Below are 20,872 nucleotides of genomic sequence, written 5' to 3'. Positions count from 1 at the left end.
CTGCAGCTCCCACGTAGGTTGGGTTGAGACGGCTCCATCGCCGAAGCCCAACGGACCGCGGTCAGGAGCCGCTGCCAGTACCCCAGGCCGCGAGCAGATCCCGGGATTCCATCACCAGCCCCAGGTGCAGGGAGACCATGCTCAGCGCCGCCCGCTCCAGGCTTTCATCGGTTCCTCGCACCAGGTCGCGCAGGACGATCACCCTGTAGGTGCGGTTGCTGGCGTCGAAGGCGGTGTTGAGCACGCAGCAGTCGGTGAAGCCGCCATCCAGCACCACGGTGGTGATGCGCTGGTTGCGCAGCAGGAAGTCCAGGTCGGTGGGATAGAAGGCCGACAGCCGCCGTTTGTTTTCCACCCGCAGGTCTTCGGGCAGGACCTTGGTGAGCAGCTCGGTCCAGGGCGAGTTTTCCAGGGCATGGGCGTCGGCATTGGGAATCGGCCCCACGTGTAGCGGAAAGGTCCGCCGCCAGGCCGCAGGAATACCGCCCAGGTCATCGGCGCCATTGGCGCGCAGCACCGATTTCACATGGACGATGCGCACGCCCAGGGCGCGGGCCTGGCGGTGGAAGGCGTCCACCGGCGCCACCAGGTCACGGGCGCGGGGCGCCGGGCAGGGGCACTCCGGCGAGGCGTCCAGGTGGCCGCGGTGCAGGTCGATGGACAGCACCGCCGTGGTGCTCGGGTCCAGGTAATCGGCGAAGTCCGCCCGCGCCAGCAGGCGGGGCTCCTCATAGACGAAAGCACGCAGGTTCATCGGCGTTCCTCCCGAACATAGGCTTCGCCCAGGGCGCCGGGCTGGCTCAGGCGGTCACGCCCGGCCAGGGCGACCCAGATCATCACGCCCAGGGTGACCGCATAGGGCGCCATCAGGATGAAGTATTGCGACAGCCGCACCCCGGCGGCAGCCAGCTGCGGAATCAGCGCCTCGATGCAGCCGAACAGCAGCGCCCCGGCCAGCGCGCGCCAGGGCGACCAGCGGGCGAAGATCACCAGGGCCACGGCGATCCAGCCACGGCCGCCGGTCATCTCGGCGATCCACAGCTTGGTGCTGAGCACGGCGATGTAGCCTCCGGCCAGACCCACCAGCGCCGCGCCGGCGAGGATCGCCAGCAACCGGTAGCCGGCCACCGAGAGCCCCGCCGCATCGGCCGCCTGGGGATTCTCGCCCACCGCCCGCAGGCGCAGCCCGGGGGTGGTGCGCTCGAGCCAGGCGATCACCGCGAGGAAGATCAGCGGGGTCAGGTAGACCAGCAGGTTCTGCTGGAACAGCCGCCCCACCAGCGGCAGATCGGACAGCGGCCAGAGCGCCAGCGCCTGCAGCCCGGCCACCGGCTGGTTGGTCCAGCCCCAGAGGGTACCGAGCAGGCCGGTGAGGCCCTGGCAGAAGAACACCAGGGTCAGGCCGGCGATCACCTGGTTGATGCGCAGCCAGATCACCATCACCGCGAACAGCAACGAGACCAGCGCCGCCGCGCCCATGGCCGCCAGCAGCGCCAGGCCGGCATTGCCCAGGGCCAGTTGCGCACCGATGCCGAACAGCGCGCCCACCAGCATCAGGCCCTCGGCATGCAGGGCCAGCACCCCGGATCGCTCGGTGAGGATCAGACCCAGCGCCGCCAGGGCGTAGGGTATGGCGAAGTCGGGGACGTTACCCAGCCAGCTGGCGAGCAGATTCAAGCGGCACCTCCCTGGCTGCGTCTGAGCCGATGGCGGATGAAGAAATCCGAGGACGCCACGCAGATGACGATCAGCGCCTGGATCAGCTGCACCATGGCGAAGGGGATCTGGTAGAACACCTGCAGATTGCGCCCGGCGACGAACAGGGTCGCCACGAGGAAGGCCACCACGGCGGCGGCCAGGGGGTTGTTGCGCGCCAGGAAGGCGATGAGGATCCCGGAGAAGCCATAGCCCTGGTAGAAGGATTGGGTCAACCGCCCCTCCTGCCCGGCCGCCACCACGAAACCGGCCAACCCGGCCAGGGCGCCGGAGGCCAGCACCGTGGCGAGGATGGTGGCGCGCACCGGTACGCCCACGGCGCCGGCCACCCGCGGATTGGCGTCGACGAATCTCAGGTACAGCCCGGCCCGGCTCAGGGCGACGAACCACCAGGCCAGCACCGCCACCAGCAGCGCCAGGGGCACCGCCAGGCTCAGCCCCGGCAGCAACTCCGGCAGCCGCTCGAAGGGGCGGAACAGCGGTGAATAGGGAAAGGCGTCGCGCGGGTCCTTCCAGGGACCGAACACCAGGTGCAGCAGGAAGTTGGCGGCGATGTAGTTGAGCATCAGCGAGGCGATGATCTCGTTGACCCCCAGGCGCAGCTTGAACAGCAGGGGCGCCAGCGCCCAGAGCAGGCCGCCGAGCAGCGCCGCCACCAGCATCAGCGGCAGGCGCAGGGCTTCCGGGCCGATCTCGAACAGCGACACTGCCGTGGCGCCGATGGCCCCCCAGATCATCTGGCCTTCCAGCCCCAGATTCCAGAAGCGCGCGCGAAAGGCCAGGCAGCCGGCCAGACCGACCAGGATCACCGGCGCGGCCTGGAACAGGGTGGCCTGCAGACTCTGGGCATCGAACAGGGTGGCGACCACGAATTCGTTGAGCAACTCGCCGGCGGGCACCCCGGCCAAGACCAGGATGGCGGCCGACAGCCCCAGGCCCAGCAGCAGCGCCAGGCCGAGGATCAACGCCTGCCAGGGCCAGGCCAGCTGCTGGCGGATCTCCAGGGTGTAGCGCCGGCTGAACAGCGGTTGCCGCGGCCGCGGGCTGTCGGCCTCGGCTAGGGGAGCACTCAGGGGTTCAAGCATGATTCACCATGGCATGGCCGATCGCCTGGCGATCGGCGGGTCGCTGGAATTCGGCGACGAGGCGTCCGGCGCTCATCACTCCGATGCGATCGGCTAGGGCCAGCACCTCGTCCAGGTCTTCGCTGATCAACAACACCGCGGCGCCGGCCTCGCGGGCGGCCAGCAGGCGCGCCTGTACCTCGGCGCCGGCGCGCACGTCGAGGCCACGACTGGGGCTGTGGGCCAATACCAGACGTGGCTCGCGGCCAAATTCCCGGGCGATCACCAGCTTCTGGGCGTTGCCGCCCGACAGCAGCGCCGCCTTCTGCCGCACCGAGCGCACGCCCTGGACATCGAATTGCGTGACCGCCGCCTGGGTCGCCGCTTCCTGGGCGCGGCGATCCAGGCGGGCGAAGCCACCGAAGCGACCGGCATGCACCGCGCCGATGGCGAAGTTGTCGGCCACCGACAGGGACCCGGCCAGGGCGCTGCCATAGCGGTCGGCGGGAATGGCGGCGATGCGCAGGTCGCGGCGTCGGGCGCTGGCGGCCGCGGCCAGATCGCCGAAGCCCTCCAGCCGCACCTCGCCTTCGTAGGGTTGCGGCAGGCCCATCAGCACGTCGGCCAGCTCGCCCTGGCCGTTGCCACCAACCCCGGCGATGCCATAGATCTCCCCAGCGCGCAGCTCCAGGTCGATGCCATCCAGGGCGCGGCGCCCGCCACGTTCCGGGGTGCGTAGGCCGCGCACCGTCAGCAGCGGTGCCCCGGCAGCACGTCGCGGGGTGTCGGCGAGCGGCTGGGCGTCACCCACGGTGAGACGCACCAGTTCGTCCACCGACACCTCGGCAGGGTCCAGGCTGCGCAGGGTGCGGCCGCCGCGCATCACGGTGAGGCGGTCGGCGTAGGTCAGGGCGTCCTGCATGCGATGGGTCACCAGCACCACCGCTGCGCCCTCCGCCGCCAGGGCGCGCAGGGTCTCTAGCAACCGCTCGCCTTCGCCATCGGTAAGTACCGCGGTGGGTTCGTCGAGGATGAGGATGCGCGCCCCGGCCAGCAGCACCTTGAGGATTTCCACCCGCTGCTGCTCGGCGATGGACAGTTCCGCCACCCGCTGCTCCGGGCAGATGGCGAAGCCCAGGGCGGCCGCCTGTTGGCGGATACGCTCGCTGATCTCGGCCAGGCGCCTACGATGGCTACCCTGCCCCGCCGGCAGGCCGAGCAGGACGTTCTCGGCCACGCTGAAGGGGCGTACCAGCTTGAAGTGCTGGTGGACCATGCCGATGCGCAGCCGAGCGGCGTCCGCCGGACCGCGCAGCCGCACCGGGTTGTCGTCCACCAGCAGTTCGCCGGTCTCCGGCGCATAGAGGCCGGCGGCGATGTTCATCAGCGTCGACTTGCCCGCGCCATTCTCACCGAGCAGCGCATGCACCTCGCCCCAGCGCACCAGGAAATCCGCCTGCTGCAGCGCCTGGAAGCCATCGAAGGTCTTGCCGACGCCGCGCAGTTGCAGGGCGTTGTGTCTTTTCATGCGGATCGCCCTCTTCCAGGCATCGCTTTCGTGGAAGACGCTGCGCGGTTTTCCACCCTACCCAGGAGTGAACCGCTACTTCTGCGTCGTCACGCCCTGGACGAACCAGTCCATCTGCCACAGCGCCGGGTCGGACAGCACCTGGCCGGCGGGGACGCGCTGCTTGCCGTCGCGATCATTCAGGGGACCGGCGTAGATCTGCTTGCCCTTGAGCAGGGCTTCGCGCTCGGCGAGGATCTTCTCTTGGGCCGCCTTGGGCACGGCATCGCCGAAGCCGGCGATGTCGGTGCCGCCGTCGGCCATGGACACCAGGGCACCGTTGGGCGCGGGTTTCCAGTGGCCGGCGATGACGCGCTTGAGCTCGGGCACCAGGAAGCGATCCCAGACCCACACCGAGGAACAGAGGGTGGCCTTGGGCGCGAACTGGCCCATGTCACGGTGGTGGCCGGTGCCATAAACGCCACGCTCCTGGGCGACGATCTGCGGCGTGGGGGTGTCCACGTGCTGGCCGATGACATCGGCGCCCTGGTCGATCAGGGCTGCAGCGGCGGCGCGTTCCTTGACCGGATCGTTCCAGCTGCCGGTGTAGATCACCGTGAGGGTGGCGTTGGGATTCATCTGCCGGGCGCCCAGCTCGTAGGCGTTGATGGTCCAGTTCACCACGCCGAAGGGATTGGCGGCGATGAAGCCCAGCTTGCCGGTCTTGGAGGCAGCGCCCGCCGCCATGCCGCAGAGGTACTGGCTCTCGTAGGTACGGCCGTAGAAGGACTCCAGGTTGCGGCCGTTAGTGGTGCCGGAGGCGTTGAGGAAGGCCACCTCGGGATACTGCTCGGCCAGTTGCTTGAAGGTGTCGGAATAGCCGAAGGCAGTGCCGATGACGATGTTGGCGCCACGCTTGATGAAGCGCTCGGCCGCCGGGCGGATGGCCGAGGCGGTCTCCGGCACGTTTTCCACGAACTGGATCTTCAGGCCCAGTTCCTTCTCGATCTTGACCCGCGCCTCGTCCATGGCCTGGGTCCAGCCGCCGTCGTTCTTGGCGGTGAAATACAGCATGGCGATCTTCGGCTCGCCCTTGAGGGTGAAGCCCTCGTCATCGGCCTGCGCCACGCTGCCCAGCCCCATCAGCGCCAGTACGCACACCGCTCTTCCCAGCCATCTGCTCAGCATCGTCTCGTCCTTAGGCTTGTCTACAACATGTGGTTGATACGGAACACGTTGCCTTCCGGGTCCAGCAGCACCGCCTGGTACCAGTGGTAGTAGGTTTCGTAAGGCGCCTTCAGCAGGCGGGCGCCAGCGGCCTCGGCCACCGGCACCAGCCGGTCCACCTCGGCGCGGCTGTCCACCTCCAGGTTGAGCAGGAAGCGGCAGCCCTCGCTGCCGGCGAATTCGCCCAGCCCCAGCAGCTCATAGGCCTCCGGCGCGTTGAAGCCGATGGCGGTCTTGCCGGTGTCCAGGCCGCGAAAGATCGGCGAGCGGATCGCCTTGATCTCGGGAAAAGCGAACACCCGCTGGTAGAAGCCGCTCAGGGCCACCACGTCCTGGGCGAAGACGTTGACGTAGGAAAGACTCGGCATCAGGCCACCCGCACGCCGGTCTGGGTCCCGCCGAAGGTGGTCTGCTTGACGAACTTGGATCTCAGGTGGTCGCCCGAGGTGATGGGCGCATGGCGCGGCGGCGTGCCGAGCGTGGCGCAACCGGGCAGGCATTCGATGAGGGTGTCGTAGTTGGGCTGGTGGAAGAACACCAGGGACTGGCGGCGGGTGTCGCAACCGGCATCCGCCGGTGGATTCACCACCCGGTGCAGGGTCGAGACCCAGCGGTCGTTGGTCCATTGCATCATCAGGTCGCCGATGTTGACCACGAAGCTGCCCGGCACCTTGGGTACGTCCACCCACTCGCCGTCGGCATTGCGCACCTGCAGGCCGCCAGGGGCGTCGTCGGGACGGACGATGGTCAGGCTGCCGTAGTCGGTATGGGCCCCCGCGCGCAACTGGCCAGGCAGCGCAGCCGCCTGCTGGTGGGGATAGCAGAGGGTGCGGAACATGCTGATGTGGCGATCGATGCGGCTGTCGAAGTAGGTCTCCGGCAAGTCCAGCCCTAGGGCGAAGAGCCGCATCAGGGTGCGCGCCAGGTCGCTCATGGCGGCGAAGTACTCGGCATAGGCCTCGCGAAAGCCGGGGATGGTCGTGGGCCAGACATTGGGGGCGAAGTGCGGCCCGGCTTCGGGGCCGCGGTAATAGGCCGTGGCCGGAACATCCAGAGGGCCAATGGAAAAGGACTCCTTGAGATCCCCCGGCGCCGCCTCTTCCAGGCTGTAGGACAGGCTTTCCTCGGCCACCGCGCTGTAGCCGCGCACCTGATCCGGGCGCGGTCGATCGGCCTTGCGTTTCTCCGCCAGCGGCAGGTCGAAGAAGGCCCGTGACAGGCGCGAGACGCGCTCGACCAGTTCTTCGGGCACCTGATGGTGGGTGATGACCAGAAAGCCGATATCGCGGCAGGCCTGGTCGACGGCCTTGGCCACCGCCTGCTTGCCGGCGGCAGAACCTTCGAAGTAGGGAGCCAGATCGATGATGGGAACACTGGACAGCGGCATGACGGACCTCACGAGTGGGACGAAAGGAGACAGCGCGACGCACGTTCACCGGGCAGGACGGCAGCAGAGAAATTGCAACCGCTGTGCCAGCTTTGGACCATTTGGTAAAAATTACAAAAGCCAGTTAAAACAGCAGGTTGAGGAAGATACTCAGGATCCGCTGGCGGTGCGCTGCACCTCGAACGGTCAGTGTGCACCGGGGTGGCGCCTGGGCCGCGCTTGGCGCTGGCAGGCAAGACTCGGGGGTGCTGGACCGGCTTGGCGGTGTTGGACTTCGCTGCGCTCAGCCCAACCTACGGCGGTCGTAGGTTGGGCTGAGACGGCTCCCTCTTCGAAGCCCGACAGCCCCCACTAGCCCAGCTCGTGATAACGGCGATCGAAATACAGTAGGCCACCCCGACCACCCGGCTCGGCCACTCCCAGCACCTCGCAGAGCAGCAGGTCGTGGCTGCCCACCGCCTGCATTCCGGCGATGCGGCAATCGCAGGCCACCAGGGCGCCGTCCAGCACCGGCGCACCAGTGGCGAGGCGCGTCCAGTTCGCCGCGGCGAAGCGTTCGGCCATGGCGGTCTTGCCGCCGAAGAGGTTGGCCAGCGCCTGCTGGCCGGCGGCCAGGACGTTGACGCAGAGCACGCCGTTGGCGCTGAAGGCCGGATGCACCGAGGCGCCGCGGTTGAGACAGACCAGCAAGGTCGCCGGACTGTCGCTGACGCTGCACACGGCGGTGGCGGTAAAGCCGGCCAGGCCGGCCGGACCGTCGGTGGTGACGAGGTTGACCGCAGCGCCCAGGCGCGCCATGGCCCCCCGGAAGAGGTCGCGGTCGACAAGAGTGGCGGGCGTAGTGGCGGATAGGGGCACGGCATGGGCAACGGACATGGCGTTACGCCTCCAGGGCTTGGCTGAGATAGTCGAGTACCACCCGGTCGAAGGTGGCGGGGTCGGTGACGCTGGAGGCGTGGCCACCCCACTCCAGCAACTGCAGGGTGGCCTGGGGCAAGCCTGCGGCCAGGCGCTGGGACGAGGTCCAGGGCACCAGCACGTCGTCGCGGTTGGCCAATACCAGGGTCGGTACCTGGATACGTCCCAGCTCGGCGTCCACATCGAAGGCCAGCAGCGCGCCGATGCGCCGCAGGACGTTGGCCTCACCGGGGAAGTGCGCCAGGGCATGGGCTTCGTCGGCGGTCAGGCGCTCGCCCTGTTCGGCGATCCAGGTGGCCGGATAGAGAAAGATCGCCTGGGCCTGGACATAGGCCGCGGCGCCGCTGTCGCGCAGCAGCCGTTGACGCAGGGCGAAGCAGCGCGCGGTGTGCGGATTGGGTCGGCTCCAGGCGTTGACCAGTACCTGGCGACGGATCAGGCCCGGCCGTAGCAGCTCGGCCTGCAGGCCCACCAGACCGCCCAGGGCATGGCCCATGAACAGACAGCGGTCGAGTTCCAGGCGATCGGCCAGCGTCAGCAGGTCCTCGGCCATATGCTGGATGCGATAGTCCGCCGGCAATTCGGCCGGGCTCCTGCCGGTGCCGGTCTGGTCATAGACCACCACCCGGAATCTTTCGCCGAGGGCCGCCAACTGCGGTGCCCAGAAGGCCCCGGCGCCGCCCAGCCCGGAGCTGAGCAGCAGGGTCTCGGCCGCCGGGTCCTGGGGGCCATGGAGTTCGAAGTGCATGGGCGGTCCTTGAAGGTTGGGTGGTTGAGGCTTCCCTCACCCCAGCCCTCTCCCAGGGGGAGAGGGTGCTAGACGGAGCGCGGGCTAGCCGACATGGGCGATGCTGGCGATCTCGATCAGGGCGTCGGGCTTTACCAGGCCGCACTGGATGCAGTAGCGCGCTGGCTTCTCGCCAGGAAAGAATTCGGCGTACACCGCGTTGATGGCGGCGTAGTTCGCCCAGTCGGTGAGCATGATCATGTTGAAGGTGACATCGGCCATGCTGCCACCCGCCGCCTCCACCACGCCCTGGATGGTGGTGAGCACGTGGCGCGCCTGGGCGGCGGCGTCGCCGACGTGGACCACGTTGTTCTGGGCATCGAACGGCAGGGTGCCGGACACATAGAGCACCCCGTCGGCCAGGCTGCCGGGCACGAAGGGCGCGATGGGGGTACCGGTACCGGCGGGAATCACGGCTTGCTTGGGCATGCTGGCTAGTCCTTGGCGAAGGTGGTGTGGAAATCGGCGCAGCTGGCGACCCAGCCGAAGAAGGTCTCGATGTTGAACAGCGCGGCGTCGTGGGCCGAGCGCGGGCCGGCCTGGTGGCAGGCGTCGTGCAGGCAGACGCCGAAGTATTCGAGGAAGAAGCCGTCCCTCAGGGTCGACTCCACGCAGACGTTGGTGGCGACGCCGACAAACACCAGGTTGCGGATGCCACGGGCGCGCAGCAGGCTGTCCAGGTGGGTGTTGTAAAAGCCGCTGTAGCGGGTCTTGGGCACCACCAGATCGGCGGCCGCCGGCTGCAGCCGATCCACCAGGGCGTAGTCCCAGCCGCCCCTGGCCAGCAATTGCCCCTGCAGCTCGGGTCTCCTGCGCATGGTCTTGAGGGCATTGGACTTGTGCCAGTTGGGCGAACCGGGGCCACCCGCCTCGCGGTACTCCGGGTCCCAGCCGTTCTGGAACCAGACCACCTGGATACCCGCGCCGCGGGCGGTCTCCACCACCGCGGCGACGTTCTCGATCACCGGGCCGGTGGCCGAGACATCGAAACCGGCCAGATCCAGGTAGCCACCCTGGCTGGCATAGGCGTTCTGCATGTCCACCACGATCAGGGCCGTCTCGCTGACCTTGAGCCGCAGCGGTTCGGGACGCGCCGGCAGAGTCAGGGCTTCGGTATCGCTCGCAGGCAGGGCATAGCCCGCCAGGGTTTCCACAGCGTTCATCAGGCACTCTCCTTGAGCAGCTCGACGTGACGGCGGCTCTGCATCAGCGGCTGGATGCGCTCGCCGAAGTCGGTCACGCCCTGGACGAAGTCATCGAAGGTCAGCAGCACCCCGCTGGCCCCGGGCACCTCGGCGATCTCGTCGAGCATCCGCGCCACGCTGGCGAAGGAGCCCACCAGGGTGCCCATGTTGATGTTGACCGCCGAGGTCGGATCGGCCATCTGCCGCACGTTGGTGTCGCTGCCGGACTTGGTGTCGGCGGCGGCCTGGGCGCCCAGCCAGGCGATGGCCTCCTCGTCGGCACCGGCCTTGTAGTGCTCCCACTTGGCGCGGGCGGCTTCGTCGGACTCGGCGGCGATGATCATGAACAGGGCGATGGAGGAGACTTCGCGCCCGGTCTTGGCGGTGGCCGCCTGCAGCCGCTCGACCGCCGGGGCGAAGGCCTTGGGCGTGTTGACTCCCTTGCCGAAGACGAAGCTGTAGTCGGCATGCTCGGCGGCGAACGCCAGCCCGGCATCGCTCGCCCCGGCGCAGACGATCTCCATGGGCGCCTGGGGTCGCGGACTGACCCGGCAGTCCTCCATCCGGAAGTGCGCGCCCTGGAAGTCCGACTGACCGGTGCCCCAGAGATCACGCAGCACCTGGGCGTATTCACCGAGGTATTGATAGCGACTGGCAAAGAACTCATCCCCCGGCCAGAGCCCCATCTGGCTGTATTCGGGTTTCTGCCAGCCGGTGACCAGGTTGACACCGAAGCGGCCGCCGGAAATGCAGTCGATGGTGGCGGCCATGCGCGCGACGATGGCCGGCGGCAGGGTCAGGGTCGCGGCGGTGGCGAACAGCTTGATGCGCGAGGTCACCGCTGCCAGCCCGGCCATGAGGGTGAAGGACTCCAGGTTGTGGTCCCAGAATTCGGTCTTACCGCCGAAGCCGCGCAGCTTGATCATCGACAGGGCGAAGTCGAAGCCGTAGTGCTCGGCGCGCTGCACGATCTCGCGATTCAGCTCGAAGGTGGGCCGGTACTGGGGCGCGTTTTCCGACAGCAGCCAGCCGTTGTTGCCGATGGGAATGAAGACACCGATGTTCATCGCTCGCACTCTCCCGCAGTCAGGAATCGAGGCGCATCGAGATGCGCCGTGGCTGCAGGATCGGAGCAGAAAGCTTGCCAAGTCTTGAAATTTCAAGCCAATCAAACACTTGGGAGAAATCTCGAAATATCTCCAGACCACTTGGTCCAGATCAGAGCACCCAGTTTGTGCAAGGCGCCCGAATCCGGGGCATGCAGGGTGTCGGGCCATGCTAGAGTTTGGAGACCGGCGCGCTACCCTTCGGGGTCCGCCGGTGATTCGTCACCAGGACGGTGCGAAGCTCAACGACCGCGCCTGCAGCCGGCCCGCGTCAGATGTCCAAGAAGGCCCAAGGAGCAGTTCGTGAGTCAGGCCAGTGATCTTCCGCCACGCAAGCCGCGTCAACCCAGCCCTGCCGCCCAGCAACGCCGGCAGCGCCAGATAGAAGCCAAACGCGCCCAGATCCTCAGCGCAGCGCTCGATATCTTTTCCCGCTTCGGCCTGCACGGCGCCAGTCTGGACCAGGTGGCACTGCAGGCGGACGTCTCCAAGACCAACCTGCTCTACTATTTCAGCAACAAGGAAGAGCTCTATGTCGCCGTGCTGCGTCAGCTGCTGGCGACCTGGCTGAATCCCCTGCGCACCTTCAGCGAAGACCAGGAACCCCTCGACGCCCTGCGCGACTATCTGCGCCAGAAGCTGGAGATGTCCCGCGACTATCCTGCCGAGTCCCGGCTGTTCTGCCTGGAGATGGTCCAGGGCGCGCCCCTGCTGCTGCCGGAATTGCAGGGCAGCCTGCACGACCTGATAGACGAGAAGGCCCGGGTGATCCGTACCTGGATCGAGGCCGGCCGGCTGGCACCGGTGGATCCGTACCAGCTGCTGTTCAGCCTCTGGGCCACCACCCAACACTATGCGGACTTCAGGGTCCAGGTGCAGGCACTCTGTGGCCGTACCTTGCAGGATCCAGCCTTCTTCGACGAGGTTCTGCGCGGCCTGGAAACCCTGCTCATCGACGGGCTGCGACCGCGCCTCAGAGGCTGAAGCCCAGCTCAGGGCGCCAGGAAGAAGTCGGCGAACAGCTCGCTCAGTCTCGGCCAGAGCGGCGCCGGCAGGTCGTGGGCCATGTCGGGTATCAGCTCGAAGCGGGCACCAGGAATGGCTCGGGCCACAGCGCGGCCACAGGCCGGACGCAACAGCGGATCCCGCGCCCCATGGACCACCAGGGTCGGCGCCTGGATGCGCCGGGCAAAGGGCCGCAGATCGCCGCTGCCGAGCAGGGCGAACAGCTGCCGCTGCACCCCGTCCACATCCACACCGCGCGCCAGGATCCGTTGCACCAGCCGTTCGAGATCGGCGTCGCTCTGCCGATAGCGCGGGCTCTCGATGCCGCGCAACAGGGCCTTCTGTCGGACGAGCGCCGCTTCCGCCGGCAGATCGGCTGGCGGACGCAGCAGCAGGCTGCCGAGTAGCTTGAGCGAAGGCGGCGGCAACAGCGGCTGATTGGTCGACGAGAACAGGATGCCGAGCCGCGCGACCCGCTGCGGCCAGTCGGCGGCGAGGATCTGCGCGATCATGCCGCCCATGGAGCCGCCCAGCACGAAGGCGCGCTCCAGCCCCAGGTGATCGAGCAGCCCGACCGCATCGGCGGCCATGGCTTCCAGGCGATAGGGCACCGCACTGGGCTTGCCCAGTTGCGCCCGCCCCAGCACCGGCCACAGCGAAGGCGGCCGTCCACCTGGCCAGCTCAGCCGCGAGGACTGGCCGACGTCGCGGTTATCGAAACGGATCACCCGCAGGCCCCGGCGGACCAGGGCCTCGCAGAAGCCTTCCGGCCAGAGCAGCAACTGGGCGCCAAAGCCCATGATCAGCAGCAGCGCCGGATCGGCGGGATCGCCCCAGTCCTCATAGGCCAGTTCGAGGGCACCAACCCGGGCGCGACCTTCACGTATGTCCATGGCTCCCCCGCGAAATGGGTAAAGGGTCATGCTACCCCAAGGCCGGCGCGGCGAAAGCGGCAGAACCCGGCGGTCACGCAGCGGTGCTGCGCTATGCTCAGGCAACCCTCTTCTGGAGACCTTCGCCATGCCCGTAGCGCCGCTGGACTACCACCTGACCGACGAGGCACACGAGGATCTACGCCAGGTCATCGCCGCGCCGCTGCGGCGGTACAACGAAGCCCAGGCCGGACCGAGCGGTTATCGTCCCCTGGTCATCAGCCTGACCCGCGGCGATGAATCCCTGGGCGGACTCTGGGGCTATACCGGCTATGGCTGGCTGACCGTGCAGTTGCTGGCGGTGGACGAGGCCGTCCGCGGCCAGGGCGCCGGCCGCGAGTTGCTGCTGCGCGCCGAGGCCGAGGCGAGCAGCCGCGGTTGCCACGGCGCCTGGCTCGACACCCATGAGTTCCAGGCCCGCGGCTTCTACGAGCGCCTGGGCTATGAAGTCTTCGGCGAGCTGGCGGACTATCCGCCGGGCTTTGCGCGGTACTTCCTGCGCAAGGCGCTGGGTTGATCGGCCAGCTAGCGAGGGACCATGCGCACTTTCCTATTTCAGACGCTGGGTCTGGTAGCGCTGCTGGCGCTGGCCGACAGCAGTCAGGCCGACCCTGGCATCAAGGTGATCGATGAACGCGGCTGCCTGCTAGGCCTCACCACGGGCGGGAAAATTCGGACTCAACCAACGCTGGGCTTTGTCGGCGCCAACTACGATGAGCCAGGAATGAGCCGGAAAATGCTCTTGCAGATGGCGCAGACTGCCCTGGCTGCCGGCTGCCCGGCCGATGAACCTGTCGACGCTGGCGGCCTGACACCACTCAACGCCGCCATCCTCTTCAATCGGCCGGATCTGGTCGCACTGCTGTTGCGCTACGGTGCCGATCCGCAGCGACCTATCCGGCGTCCGGGCAAGGCGTCGGATGGTTGGAATTCCTATCAGCTGCAGGGCTTTCTAAAACAGAAACGGCCCCTCGATCGCAGTGCAATCGACCGCCTGCTGGACAGGCATCGTCAAGCCAGCGCGCGTCCCTGAACCCCCTAAGACGCCGTCAGGAAATTTCCCACTCGGGCGTTTTCTTCCCCACCCTCCAGCAGCGGCACCTCGGCCTCATCCTTGAGTTGCACGCCGGAGAGCTTGCGGCGATCCGCTTCGCGCATCAGGTAGAGCAGCTTGTGCGCCGCCAGGCCGTAGGCGAGGCCCTCCAGGCGCACGTTGGAGATGCAGTTGCGATAGGCATCGTTGAGGCCCGGGCGCGGCCCGTAGGTGAAGTAGAGGCCGAGACTGTCGGGCGAACTCAGGCCCGGGCGCTCGCCGATGAGCATCACCAGCAGGCGCGCCCTGAGCAGACCGCCGATCTCGTCGCCCACCGCCACCCGCCCCTGCTCCACCAGCGTCACCGGCGCCCAGCGCCAGCCCTCGGCTCCGGCTTGGTCGGCCAGGCGCTCCAGGAACGGTAGCGCATGGCGATGCACCGCCAGGGCCGAGAGGCCGTCGGCGATGACCACGGCGACGTCGAAGCCCTCGGGATGCTCGGCGGCATAGGCCTGGAGTTCGCGAGCGGACTCCGCGGACAGCCTGCGCCCCAGGTCGGGGCGCTGCAGATAGGTGTGTCGATCCGGCGCGGCGCTCCTGAGCACCAGGGTCTCGCGGCCCTGGGCGGTCAGGCCTTCATGCAGCGCCTGGTGGTCGAAGGCCAGGTGTACCGCATCGCGGGCCTGGGCATGGGCGGCCTGGAAGTCCAGCTGGGCAGCGGTGGGCAGGCTGGTGCCGGCGCGACCGAGGGCGATCCGCGCCGGGGTCAGGCGACGCAATTCGGCCCAGGGATCGGGACGTGCGGTGTCGGCGTCCTTCATGGCAACCTCCTCGGTAGGTTGGGTTGAGACGGCTTCATCGTCGAAGCCCGACAAGCAAGGATTGGGGCTGGCACTCGGCCCTTTCGTAGGTTGGGTTGAGATGGCTCCACCGTCGAAGCCCAACAGGCACGAGTCGAGCCTGGCAACGTTGGGCTTCGCTAACGCTCAGCCCAACCTACGAAAAACCATTCAAATCTGCGCCAACACCCGCTGGAACGGCGCCGGCAGGCCCTCGCCGAGGCGGAAGCGGCCGTCCTCCAGGCGCAGGATGCCCAGGCGGTCGAGCCAGGCGGCGAATTCCGGTGCCGGTTGCAGGCCCAGCACCTGGCGGGCATAGAGGGCGTCGTGGAAGGAGGTGGTCTGGTAGTTGAGCATCACGTCGTCCGAGCCCGGGATGCCCATGATGAAGTTGATACCCGCCGCGCCCAGCAGGGTCAGCAGCATGTCCATGTCATCCTGATCGGCCTCGGCATGGTTGGTGTAGCAGATGTCGCAACCCATGGGCACGCCGAGCAGCTTGCCGCAGAAGTGATCCTCCAGCCCGGCGCGGATGATCTGCTTGCCGTTGTAGAGGTACTCGGGGCCGATGAAGCCGACCACGGTATTCACCAGCAGCGGTTTGAATTGACGGGCCACGGCGTAGGCGCGCACCTCGCAGGTCTGCTGATCGACGCCATGGTGGGCGCCGGCCGACAGCGCACTACCCTGCCCCGTTTCGAAATACATGAGGTTGTCGCCCAGGGTGCCGCGTCGCTGCGACAGTCCGGCTTCATAGCCCTCCTGCAGCAGCGCCAGGCTGATGCCGAAGCTTTCGTTGGCGCCCTGGGTGCCGGCGATGGACTGGAACACCAGGTCCACCGGCGCACCGCGCTCGATGGCGGCGATGCTGGTGGTGACGTGGGTCAGGACGCAGGCCTGGGTCGGGATCTCGTAGCGCTGGATCACCGCATCAAGCATCTTCAGCAGCTCGCAAATGCCGCTGGTGCTGTCGGTGGCCGGGTTGATGCCGATCACCGCATCGCCGTTGCCGTAGAGCAGGCCATCGAGGACGCTGGCGGCGATGCCGGCCGGATCGTCGGTCGGGTGATTGGGCTGCAGCCGGGTCGACAGCCGTCCACGCAGGCCGATGGTGTTGCGAAAGCGGGTCACCACGCGGACCTTCTGCGCCACCAGGATCAGGTCCTGGATGCGCATGATCTTGGACACCGCGGCGACCATCTCCGGGGTCAGTCCCGGCGCCAGGGCGGCGAGACTGGTCTCGTCGGCCGCCGCACCCAACAGCCAGTCGCGGAAGCCGCCCACGGTGAGATGGGCGACCGGCGCGAAGGCCTGGGCATCGTGGCTGTCGATGATCAGCCGGGTGACCTCATCGGCCTCATAGGGAATCACCGCCTCGCTGAGAAAGTGCTTGAGCGGCACCTCGGCCAGCGCCATCTGCGCCGCCACCCGCTCCACGTCGCTGCCGGCGGCGACTCCGGCCAGGACATCCCCGGAACGCGCCGGGGTGGCCTTGGCCAGCAGTTCCTTGAGATCGGCGAAACGCCAGGTCTGGCCGCCCACGCTATGCTGGAAACCGCTCATGCTACCTCCCGGGTTGCGCTGCTCAGGCCTCGCCGAAGGCGGCGTCGGGTGCAATGTCGCCCTGTCTACGGCTGAGACCGCAGACCAGCGCGCCTATCACCATCAGCACCACGAAGACGCTGGCGATCACCGGGTTGTACCAGACCATGGCGATCAGGCAGACCACCGCCAGCACCAGGGCGATGGCTGGCACCACCGGATAGCCCGGGGCGCGGAAGGTGCGCTCCAGGTTCGGCTCGCTGCGGCGCAGCTTGAACAGGCTGAGCATGCTCATGATGTACATGACGATGGCGCCGAACACGCTCATGGTGATCATGGCGGCGGTCAGGGTCATGCCCTGCAGGCTGATCACCCCGTCGCTGAAGATGGCGGCGATGCCCACCACGCCGCCGGCCAGCACCGCCCGGTGCGGCGTCTGGAAGCGCGACAGCTTGGCCAGGCCGTGGGGCAAAAAGCCGGCGCGGGCCAGGGCGAAGAATTGCCGGGAATAGCCGAGGATGATGCCGTGGAAGCTGGCCACCAGCCCGAACAGGCCGATGCCCACCAGCAGGTGCAGCCACACGGAGCCCTCGCCCACCACTCCCTTCATGGCCTGGGGCAGCGGATCGTTGATGTTGGACAGCGCCCGCCAGTCGCCCACGCCGCCAGCGAAGATCATCACGCCGATGGCCAGGGTCACCAGGGTGAGGATGCCGGCGATGTAGGCCTTGGGAATGGTGCGCTTGGGGTCCTTGGCTTCCTCGGCGGCCATGGCCGCGCCCTCGATGGCGAGAAAGAACCAGATGGCGAAGGGGATGGCGGCGAACATGCCACCCACCGCCGCCAGCGAGAACTGGTCCTGCCCGGCCCAGCCACCGCGGGTGAAGTTGGCCAGACTGAAATCCGGCGCCACCACCCCCATGAAGATCAGCAACTCGATCACCGCCAGCACCGTTACCACCAATTCGAAGGTGGCGGCGATGCTCACCCCGAGGATGTTCAGCGTCATGAAGATGAAATAGGCCGCCACCGCGCACAGCTTGGGATCGAGGGCGGGAAACTGCACATTGAGGTAGGCGCCGATGGCCATGGCGATGGCCGGCGGGGCGAAGACGAATTCGATCAGGGTGGCGATCCCGGCGATGGTACCGCCCTGGGGGCCGAAGGCGCGGCGGCTGTAGGCGAAGGGGCCGCCGGCATGGGGAATGGCGGTGGTCAGCTCGGTGAAGCTGAAAATGAAGCAGGTGTACATCACCGCCACCACCAGCGCGGTAACCAGAAAGCCCAGGGTCCCGGCGACGCCCCAGCCATAGCTCCAGCCGAAGTACTCCCCGGAGATCACCAGACCCACGGCGATACCCCAGAGGTGCAGGGTGCCGAGGGTCGGCTTGAGTTTCTCGTTGGTCATGACAGGCCACTCCCCTTGTAGCGACGTGATCCGAATGGGCGACCGCGATCCCGCGCTGCCCGGCTTTTTCGAGCTTAAACAGGCCGGGGCCGTGCCGACTTGACCGCTCGGCACGGCCGCTGTGACCTTGGGTCAAGTCGGCGTTACTCCTCTTCCCAGGCTGCTACCCAAGGCCGCACCACCCTGGTGCGATGTCCGACTCCTCGCCCTGCGATGGGGCACATCAAGGGGCCGAATAGCGTGAAGCCCTCGACGTTATGGTCCCTGCTCTGGATCGACTGCCACCCTGGGGCACAGCCTTTGCTTCATTCATGCCGATCCCCTCCCTGGACCCACCCCATGCCCCTGGCCGCCTCTGGTTTCGCCGCCCTGACCTCAATATCGCGCAACCTCGGCGTGCTCTCCGCTGCCGCCAGCGGGCTGGACACCGTCATCGCCAGCCACGGTGGCGATGTCGATCGCATCTTCGGCACCGCCGGCATCGATCCGGAACAGTTGCAGCATCCCACCCTGAGCCTGGGGCTGGGCAACTACTGCCGGGTCCTGGAAGAAGCCGCCGCCCAGTCCGGCTGCGACAATTTCGGGCTGCACTACGGGCAGCAGTTCAAGCCGCAGATGCTCGGTCTGCTGGGTTACGTGGGGCTCTGCTCGCCCACCGCCGAGGCGGCCCTGCAGAACTTCGCCGCCGCCTTTCCCTTCCACCAGCACAGCACCCTGATCCAGCTGGTGGACGCCGGCGATTGCTGGCGCTTCGACTACCAGGTACGCCACGGCGCCATCGTCGCCCGCCGCCAGGACGCCGAGCTGACCCTGGGCATGCTGCTCAACCTCTTGCGCCATGTACTCGGCCCGACCTGGGCGCCGCGGGCGGTGCAGTTCGAACACCCCCGGCCCGAGGGCTGGCACGAGCATCGCCGGCTGTTCGACGCCCCGGTCAGCTTCGGCCAGGCCTGCAACGCCATGCTGGTGCCCAAGGCCGACCTGCGCGACCGCGCCATGCCCGACCACGATCCGCTGCTCCTGCTGGTGGTACAGGACGCCATCCGCCAACTCGGCCAGCGCCTGCCGCAGCTGGAACTGCTCGAAGAGGTCCGCGCCTCGGTACGCCTGGCGCTGCCCCTGGGCGAACCCAGCCTGGAGTCCATCGCCCACCGCCTGGACCTGTCCACCAGCCAGCTACAGCGCCGCCTGCGCGACCAGGGCGCGAGCTTCTCGGCGCTGGTCGAGGGTGTCCGCCGCGACCTGGCGCAGCACTACCTGCGGCAGCGGCTGCCGGTCACGGATTTGGCGCCGCTGCTGGGCTATTCGGAGACCAGCGCCTTTTCACGGGCGTTTCGGCGGTGGTTTCAGGTGAGTCCGCGGCAGTGGCGGGGGATTTCGTAGGGAAGGGTCGGCGCGCCGAAGACCGGCTGACGTAGATTGGTGCTGAGCGGAGCGAAGCCCAAAGCACCTGTGCTCATCGGTACCCAGCCGATTACTGAAGTCTGCTGAGACTTTTTGTTTCGCCCACCCGGGCGAGTCACTTTTGCCAATCGCGGCAAAAGTAACCAAAAACGCTTGCCCCGGACATCCGGCCCTTCGCTGCGCTCCGGGTCCGCTCACGCCAGCGCCGTTCCGGGGTCGGTCCAGATGGGCCGTCCATGGCCCACTGGACCTCTCGCCGCATCCATGCGGCTCGACCCACTCCACGACACTGGCGCTCGCCCTCCTGAACGGGGCGATTCGCCAGCCTGAAAGTGTTGGTTGAAGAACCATAAAAACCCGTAGCCCGTAGCGTGGACAACGGCGTCGCCTTGTCCACTGATAGTGTCGGTACCTTCCAGTGGAAAACGCTGCGCGGTTTTCCACGCTACAAACCTGTGAACATCCGGACATCAGGCTTGCGCCCCGTCCCCGTCAGTGAGGCCGAGTGTAGGTGTTGCGGAGGGGGATGCGAGGCAGGACGCCGAGCAAGGCGCGAGGGGCAGGAAGCCCCTTCGTGCCGTGCCCCCGGAGCGGCGCCGGAGCGAGGGAGACGTAGCGAAGCGGAGTAACAGCCGCAGGCTGGCCCGAAGGGTGAGCGGAGCGAATCACCCGGAGCGCAGCGGAGGGCCGAAACGTGGGGTGTGCTTTCTTTTGCTTACTTTTCTTTGCACCGGGCGGCGATCCGCAAGCAAAGAAAAGTAAGTCGCCGGCCAGGCGAAACAGGAACTACATACAAAACTCAGCAAATAGCCCGGGCACCTATCCCGACGCCCTCCATAGCGCCCCCGCTTCACAAATACCACCCACCCGGTCAGATTCTTGCAAGGGCCTCCCCAAACGGCCCAACCAGAACAACGACCACCCCCGATGACCTCTGCTCTGCCTCCTGCCCTCTTCACCCCCGCCTGGCTGGCGCGCCTGGAGCTGGCCTATGCCCGCCAGGGCGACTGGACCCGGCCGACCACCCGCCGCCACGTCGGCCCCTTGCGGGTGCAGAAACATCTGCACGCCGAAGGTCCCGAGGTCTGCCAGCACATCCTGGTGCATCCACCGGGCGGCATCGCCGGGGGCGATCGGCTGGACATCGACGTCAGCGTCGGCGAGAACGCCTGGGCCCAGCTCACCAGCCCCGGGGCGGCCAAGTGGTATCGCGCCGACAGCACGGCGCATCAGCAGATCGAGCTGCGCGTCGCCGCCGGCGCTACCCTGGAATGGCTACCCCAGGAGACCATCGTCTTCTCCGGCGCCCAGGCCCATCTCGCCACCCGTATCGAGCTGGCAGGCGACGCCCGCCTCTGCTACTGGGACATCGTCGCCTTGGGCCGCCCGGCCAGTGCCGAGCGCTTCACCGAGGGGCTGTTCCAGGCGCACCTGGACATCCGCCGCGACGGCACTCCGCTGTGGCATGAGCGCCAACGCCTGGTCGGCGCGGATCGGTTGCTGGACTCGCCCATCGGCCTGGCCGGTCAGCCGGTGTTCGCTACCCTGCTGATCACCGGCACCCTGGACGCCGATACCCTGGCGCGCTGCCGCGACCTCGCCCTGCCGGTACGCGGCGACCTGACCCAGCTGCCCGGCCTGGTGGTCGCCCGCTGCCTGGCCGCCGAATCCCTGCAGGCCCGCGCCTGGCTGATTGAGGTCTGGCGACTGCTGCGCCCGGCCCTGCTCGGCCGCGTGGCCATGCCGCCACGGATCTGGAGCACCTGAGGCCGCGACACTCTTGTAGGCGCGGCCCATGGCCGCGATGATCGAC

21 protein-coding genes are annotated in these 20,872 nt (G+C 67.7%); 5 read left to right on the top strand and 16 right to left on the bottom strand.

What is annotated here, in order from left to right; translation table 11 throughout:
• Positions 1 to 61: 61 nt before the first annotated feature.
• The 12 genes from NRG74_RS20960 to rutA form a co-directional block, all read right to left on the bottom strand.
• Positions 62 to 754 carry a cysteine hydrolase family protein gene (locus NRG74_RS20960; protein ID WP_257705220.1) on the bottom strand — a complete coding sequence of 231 codons (693 nt, stop codon included), beginning with the start codon at positions 752 to 754 and terminating at the stop codon, positions 62 to 64.
• Positions 751 to 1,677 carry an ABC transporter permease gene (locus tag NRG74_RS20955; RefSeq protein WP_257705219.1) on the bottom strand — a complete coding sequence of 309 codons (927 nt, stop codon included), beginning with the start codon at positions 1,675 to 1,677 and terminating at the stop codon, positions 751 to 753. The genes NRG74_RS20960 and NRG74_RS20955 overlap by 4 nt, the downstream gene beginning before the upstream one ends.
• Positions 1,674 to 2,801, bottom strand: a complete 1,128-nt coding sequence (locus NRG74_RS20950; RefSeq protein WP_257705218.1) for an ABC transporter permease — start codon at positions 2,799 to 2,801, stop codon at positions 1,674 to 1,676. The genes NRG74_RS20955 and NRG74_RS20950 overlap by 4 nt, the downstream gene beginning before the upstream one ends.
• Entirely contained in the window at positions 2,794 to 4,308 is a 1,515-nt protein-coding gene (locus tag NRG74_RS20945; RefSeq protein WP_257705217.1) for an ABC transporter ATP-binding protein, read from the bottom strand. The genes NRG74_RS20950 and NRG74_RS20945 overlap by 8 nt, the downstream gene beginning before the upstream one ends.
• Positions 4,309 to 4,383: 75 nt before the next feature.
• Positions 4,384 to 5,475 (bottom strand): BMP family ABC transporter substrate-binding protein, encoded by a 1,092-nt coding sequence (locus NRG74_RS20940; protein ID WP_184290266.1) that lies wholly within the window; start codon positions 5,473 to 5,475, stop codon positions 4,384 to 4,386.
• 20 nt (positions 5,476 to 5,495) lie between these two features.
• Positions 5,496 to 5,882 (bottom strand): VOC family protein, encoded by a 387-nt coding sequence (locus tag NRG74_RS20935; RefSeq protein WP_257705216.1) that lies wholly within the window; start codon positions 5,880 to 5,882, stop codon positions 5,496 to 5,498.
• Positions 5,882 to 6,901, bottom strand: a complete 1,020-nt coding sequence (locus NRG74_RS20930; RefSeq protein ID WP_184290263.1) for an isopenicillin N synthase family dioxygenase — start codon at positions 6,899 to 6,901, stop codon at positions 5,882 to 5,884. The genes NRG74_RS20935 and NRG74_RS20930 overlap by 1 nt, the downstream gene beginning before the upstream one ends.
• Before the next feature lie 351 nt (positions 6,902 to 7,252).
• On the bottom strand, positions 7,253 to 7,777 hold the full coding sequence (locus NRG74_RS20925; protein WP_184290261.1) for a flavin reductase: 525 nt from the start codon (positions 7,775 to 7,777) through the stop codon (positions 7,253 to 7,255).
• 4 nt (positions 7,778 to 7,781) lie between these two features.
• Entirely contained in the window at positions 7,782 to 8,567 is a 786-nt protein-coding gene (rutD, locus tag NRG74_RS20920) for a pyrimidine utilization protein D (protein WP_257705215.1), read from the bottom strand.
• Positions 8,568 to 8,651: 84 nt separating this feature from the next.
• Positions 8,652 to 9,035 (bottom strand): pyrimidine utilization protein C, encoded by a 384-nt coding sequence (gene rutC / locus NRG74_RS20915; RefSeq protein ID WP_017642623.1) that lies wholly within the window; start codon positions 9,033 to 9,035, stop codon positions 8,652 to 8,654.
• A gap of 5 nt (positions 9,036 to 9,040) precedes the next feature.
• Positions 9,041 to 9,769 (bottom strand): pyrimidine utilization protein B, encoded by a 729-nt coding sequence (gene rutB / locus NRG74_RS20910; protein ID WP_257705214.1) that lies wholly within the window; start codon positions 9,767 to 9,769, stop codon positions 9,041 to 9,043.
• Positions 9,769 to 10,857 carry a pyrimidine utilization protein A gene (rutA, locus tag NRG74_RS20905; RefSeq protein WP_257705213.1) on the bottom strand — a complete coding sequence of 363 codons (1,089 nt, stop codon included), beginning with the start codon at positions 10,855 to 10,857 and terminating at the stop codon, positions 9,769 to 9,771. Before rutA ends, rutB begins: the two co-directional genes overlap by 1 nt.
• A 342-nt stretch (positions 10,858 to 11,199) precedes the next feature.
• On the opposite strand from rutA, the gene rutR reads away from it, so the two are divergent.
• The gene (gene rutR / locus NRG74_RS20900; protein ID WP_184290253.1) at positions 11,200 to 11,880 is read left to right on the top strand and encodes an HTH-type transcriptional regulator RutR; all 681 of its coding nucleotides are present in this window, start codon (positions 11,200 to 11,202) and stop codon (positions 11,878 to 11,880) included.
• An 8-nt stretch (positions 11,881 to 11,888) separates the two neighbouring features.
• Here rutR and NRG74_RS20895 read toward each other — a convergent pair whose 3' ends face one another.
• The gene (locus tag NRG74_RS20895; RefSeq protein WP_257705212.1) at positions 11,889 to 12,794 is read right to left on the bottom strand and encodes an alpha/beta fold hydrolase; all 906 of its coding nucleotides are present in this window, start codon (positions 12,792 to 12,794) and stop codon (positions 11,889 to 11,891) included.
• A 127-nt stretch (positions 12,795 to 12,921) separates the two neighbouring features.
• Between NRG74_RS20895 and NRG74_RS20890 the strand changes: the two genes are divergently transcribed.
• The gene (locus tag NRG74_RS20890) at positions 12,922 to 13,350 is read left to right on the top strand and encodes a GNAT family N-acetyltransferase (protein WP_257705211.1); all 429 of its coding nucleotides are present in this window, start codon (positions 12,922 to 12,924) and stop codon (positions 13,348 to 13,350) included.
• 21 nt (positions 13,351 to 13,371) lie between these two features.
• Positions 13,372 to 13,866, top strand: a complete 495-nt coding sequence (locus NRG74_RS20885; RefSeq protein WP_257705210.1) for an ankyrin repeat domain-containing protein — start codon at positions 13,372 to 13,374, stop codon at positions 13,864 to 13,866.
• Positions 13,867 to 13,871: 5 nt separating this feature from the next.
• On the opposite strand, the gene eutC is transcribed toward NRG74_RS20885, so the two are convergent.
• The 3 genes from eutC to eat form a co-directional block, all read right to left on the bottom strand.
• Positions 13,872 to 14,687: an ethanolamine ammonia-lyase subunit EutC gene (gene eutC / locus NRG74_RS20880; protein WP_257705209.1), complete on the bottom strand. Its 816-nt coding sequence runs from the start codon at positions 14,685 to 14,687 to the stop codon at positions 13,872 to 13,874.
• A 189-nt stretch (positions 14,688 to 14,876) separates the two neighbouring features.
• Entirely contained in the window at positions 14,877 to 16,268 is a 1,392-nt protein-coding gene (locus NRG74_RS20875; RefSeq protein WP_257705208.1) for an ethanolamine ammonia-lyase subunit EutB, read from the bottom strand.
• A 22-nt stretch (positions 16,269 to 16,290) separates the two neighbouring features.
• On the bottom strand, positions 16,291 to 17,655 hold the full coding sequence (gene eat / locus NRG74_RS20870) for an ethanolamine permease (protein WP_257705207.1): 1,365 nt from the start codon (positions 17,653 to 17,655) through the stop codon (positions 16,291 to 16,293).
• Positions 17,656 to 17,994: 339 nt separating this feature from the next.
• Here eat and qhpR point away from each other — a divergent pair, with 339 nt between their 5' ends.
• Together qhpR and NRG74_RS20860 are read left to right on the top strand one after the other, a co-directional pair.
• Entirely contained in the window at positions 17,995 to 19,038 is a 1,044-nt protein-coding gene (qhpR, locus tag NRG74_RS20865) for an AraC-like transcriptional regulator QhpR (RefSeq protein ID WP_068384239.1), read from the top strand.
• A gap of 948 nt (positions 19,039 to 19,986) precedes the next feature.
• Entirely contained in the window at positions 19,987 to 20,826 is an 840-nt protein-coding gene (locus tag NRG74_RS20860; protein WP_257705206.1) for an urease accessory protein UreD, read from the top strand.
• Positions 20,827 to 20,872 lie beyond the last annotated feature (46 nt).

This window comes from Pseudomonas oryzihabitans, assembly GCF_024652905.1.
In the GTDB taxonomy this organism is placed as follows: Bacteria; Pseudomonadota; Gammaproteobacteria; order Pseudomonadales; family Pseudomonadaceae; genus Chryseomonas; species Chryseomonas benzopyrenica.
This window is presented reverse-complemented; position numbering and strand designations above follow the sequence as displayed.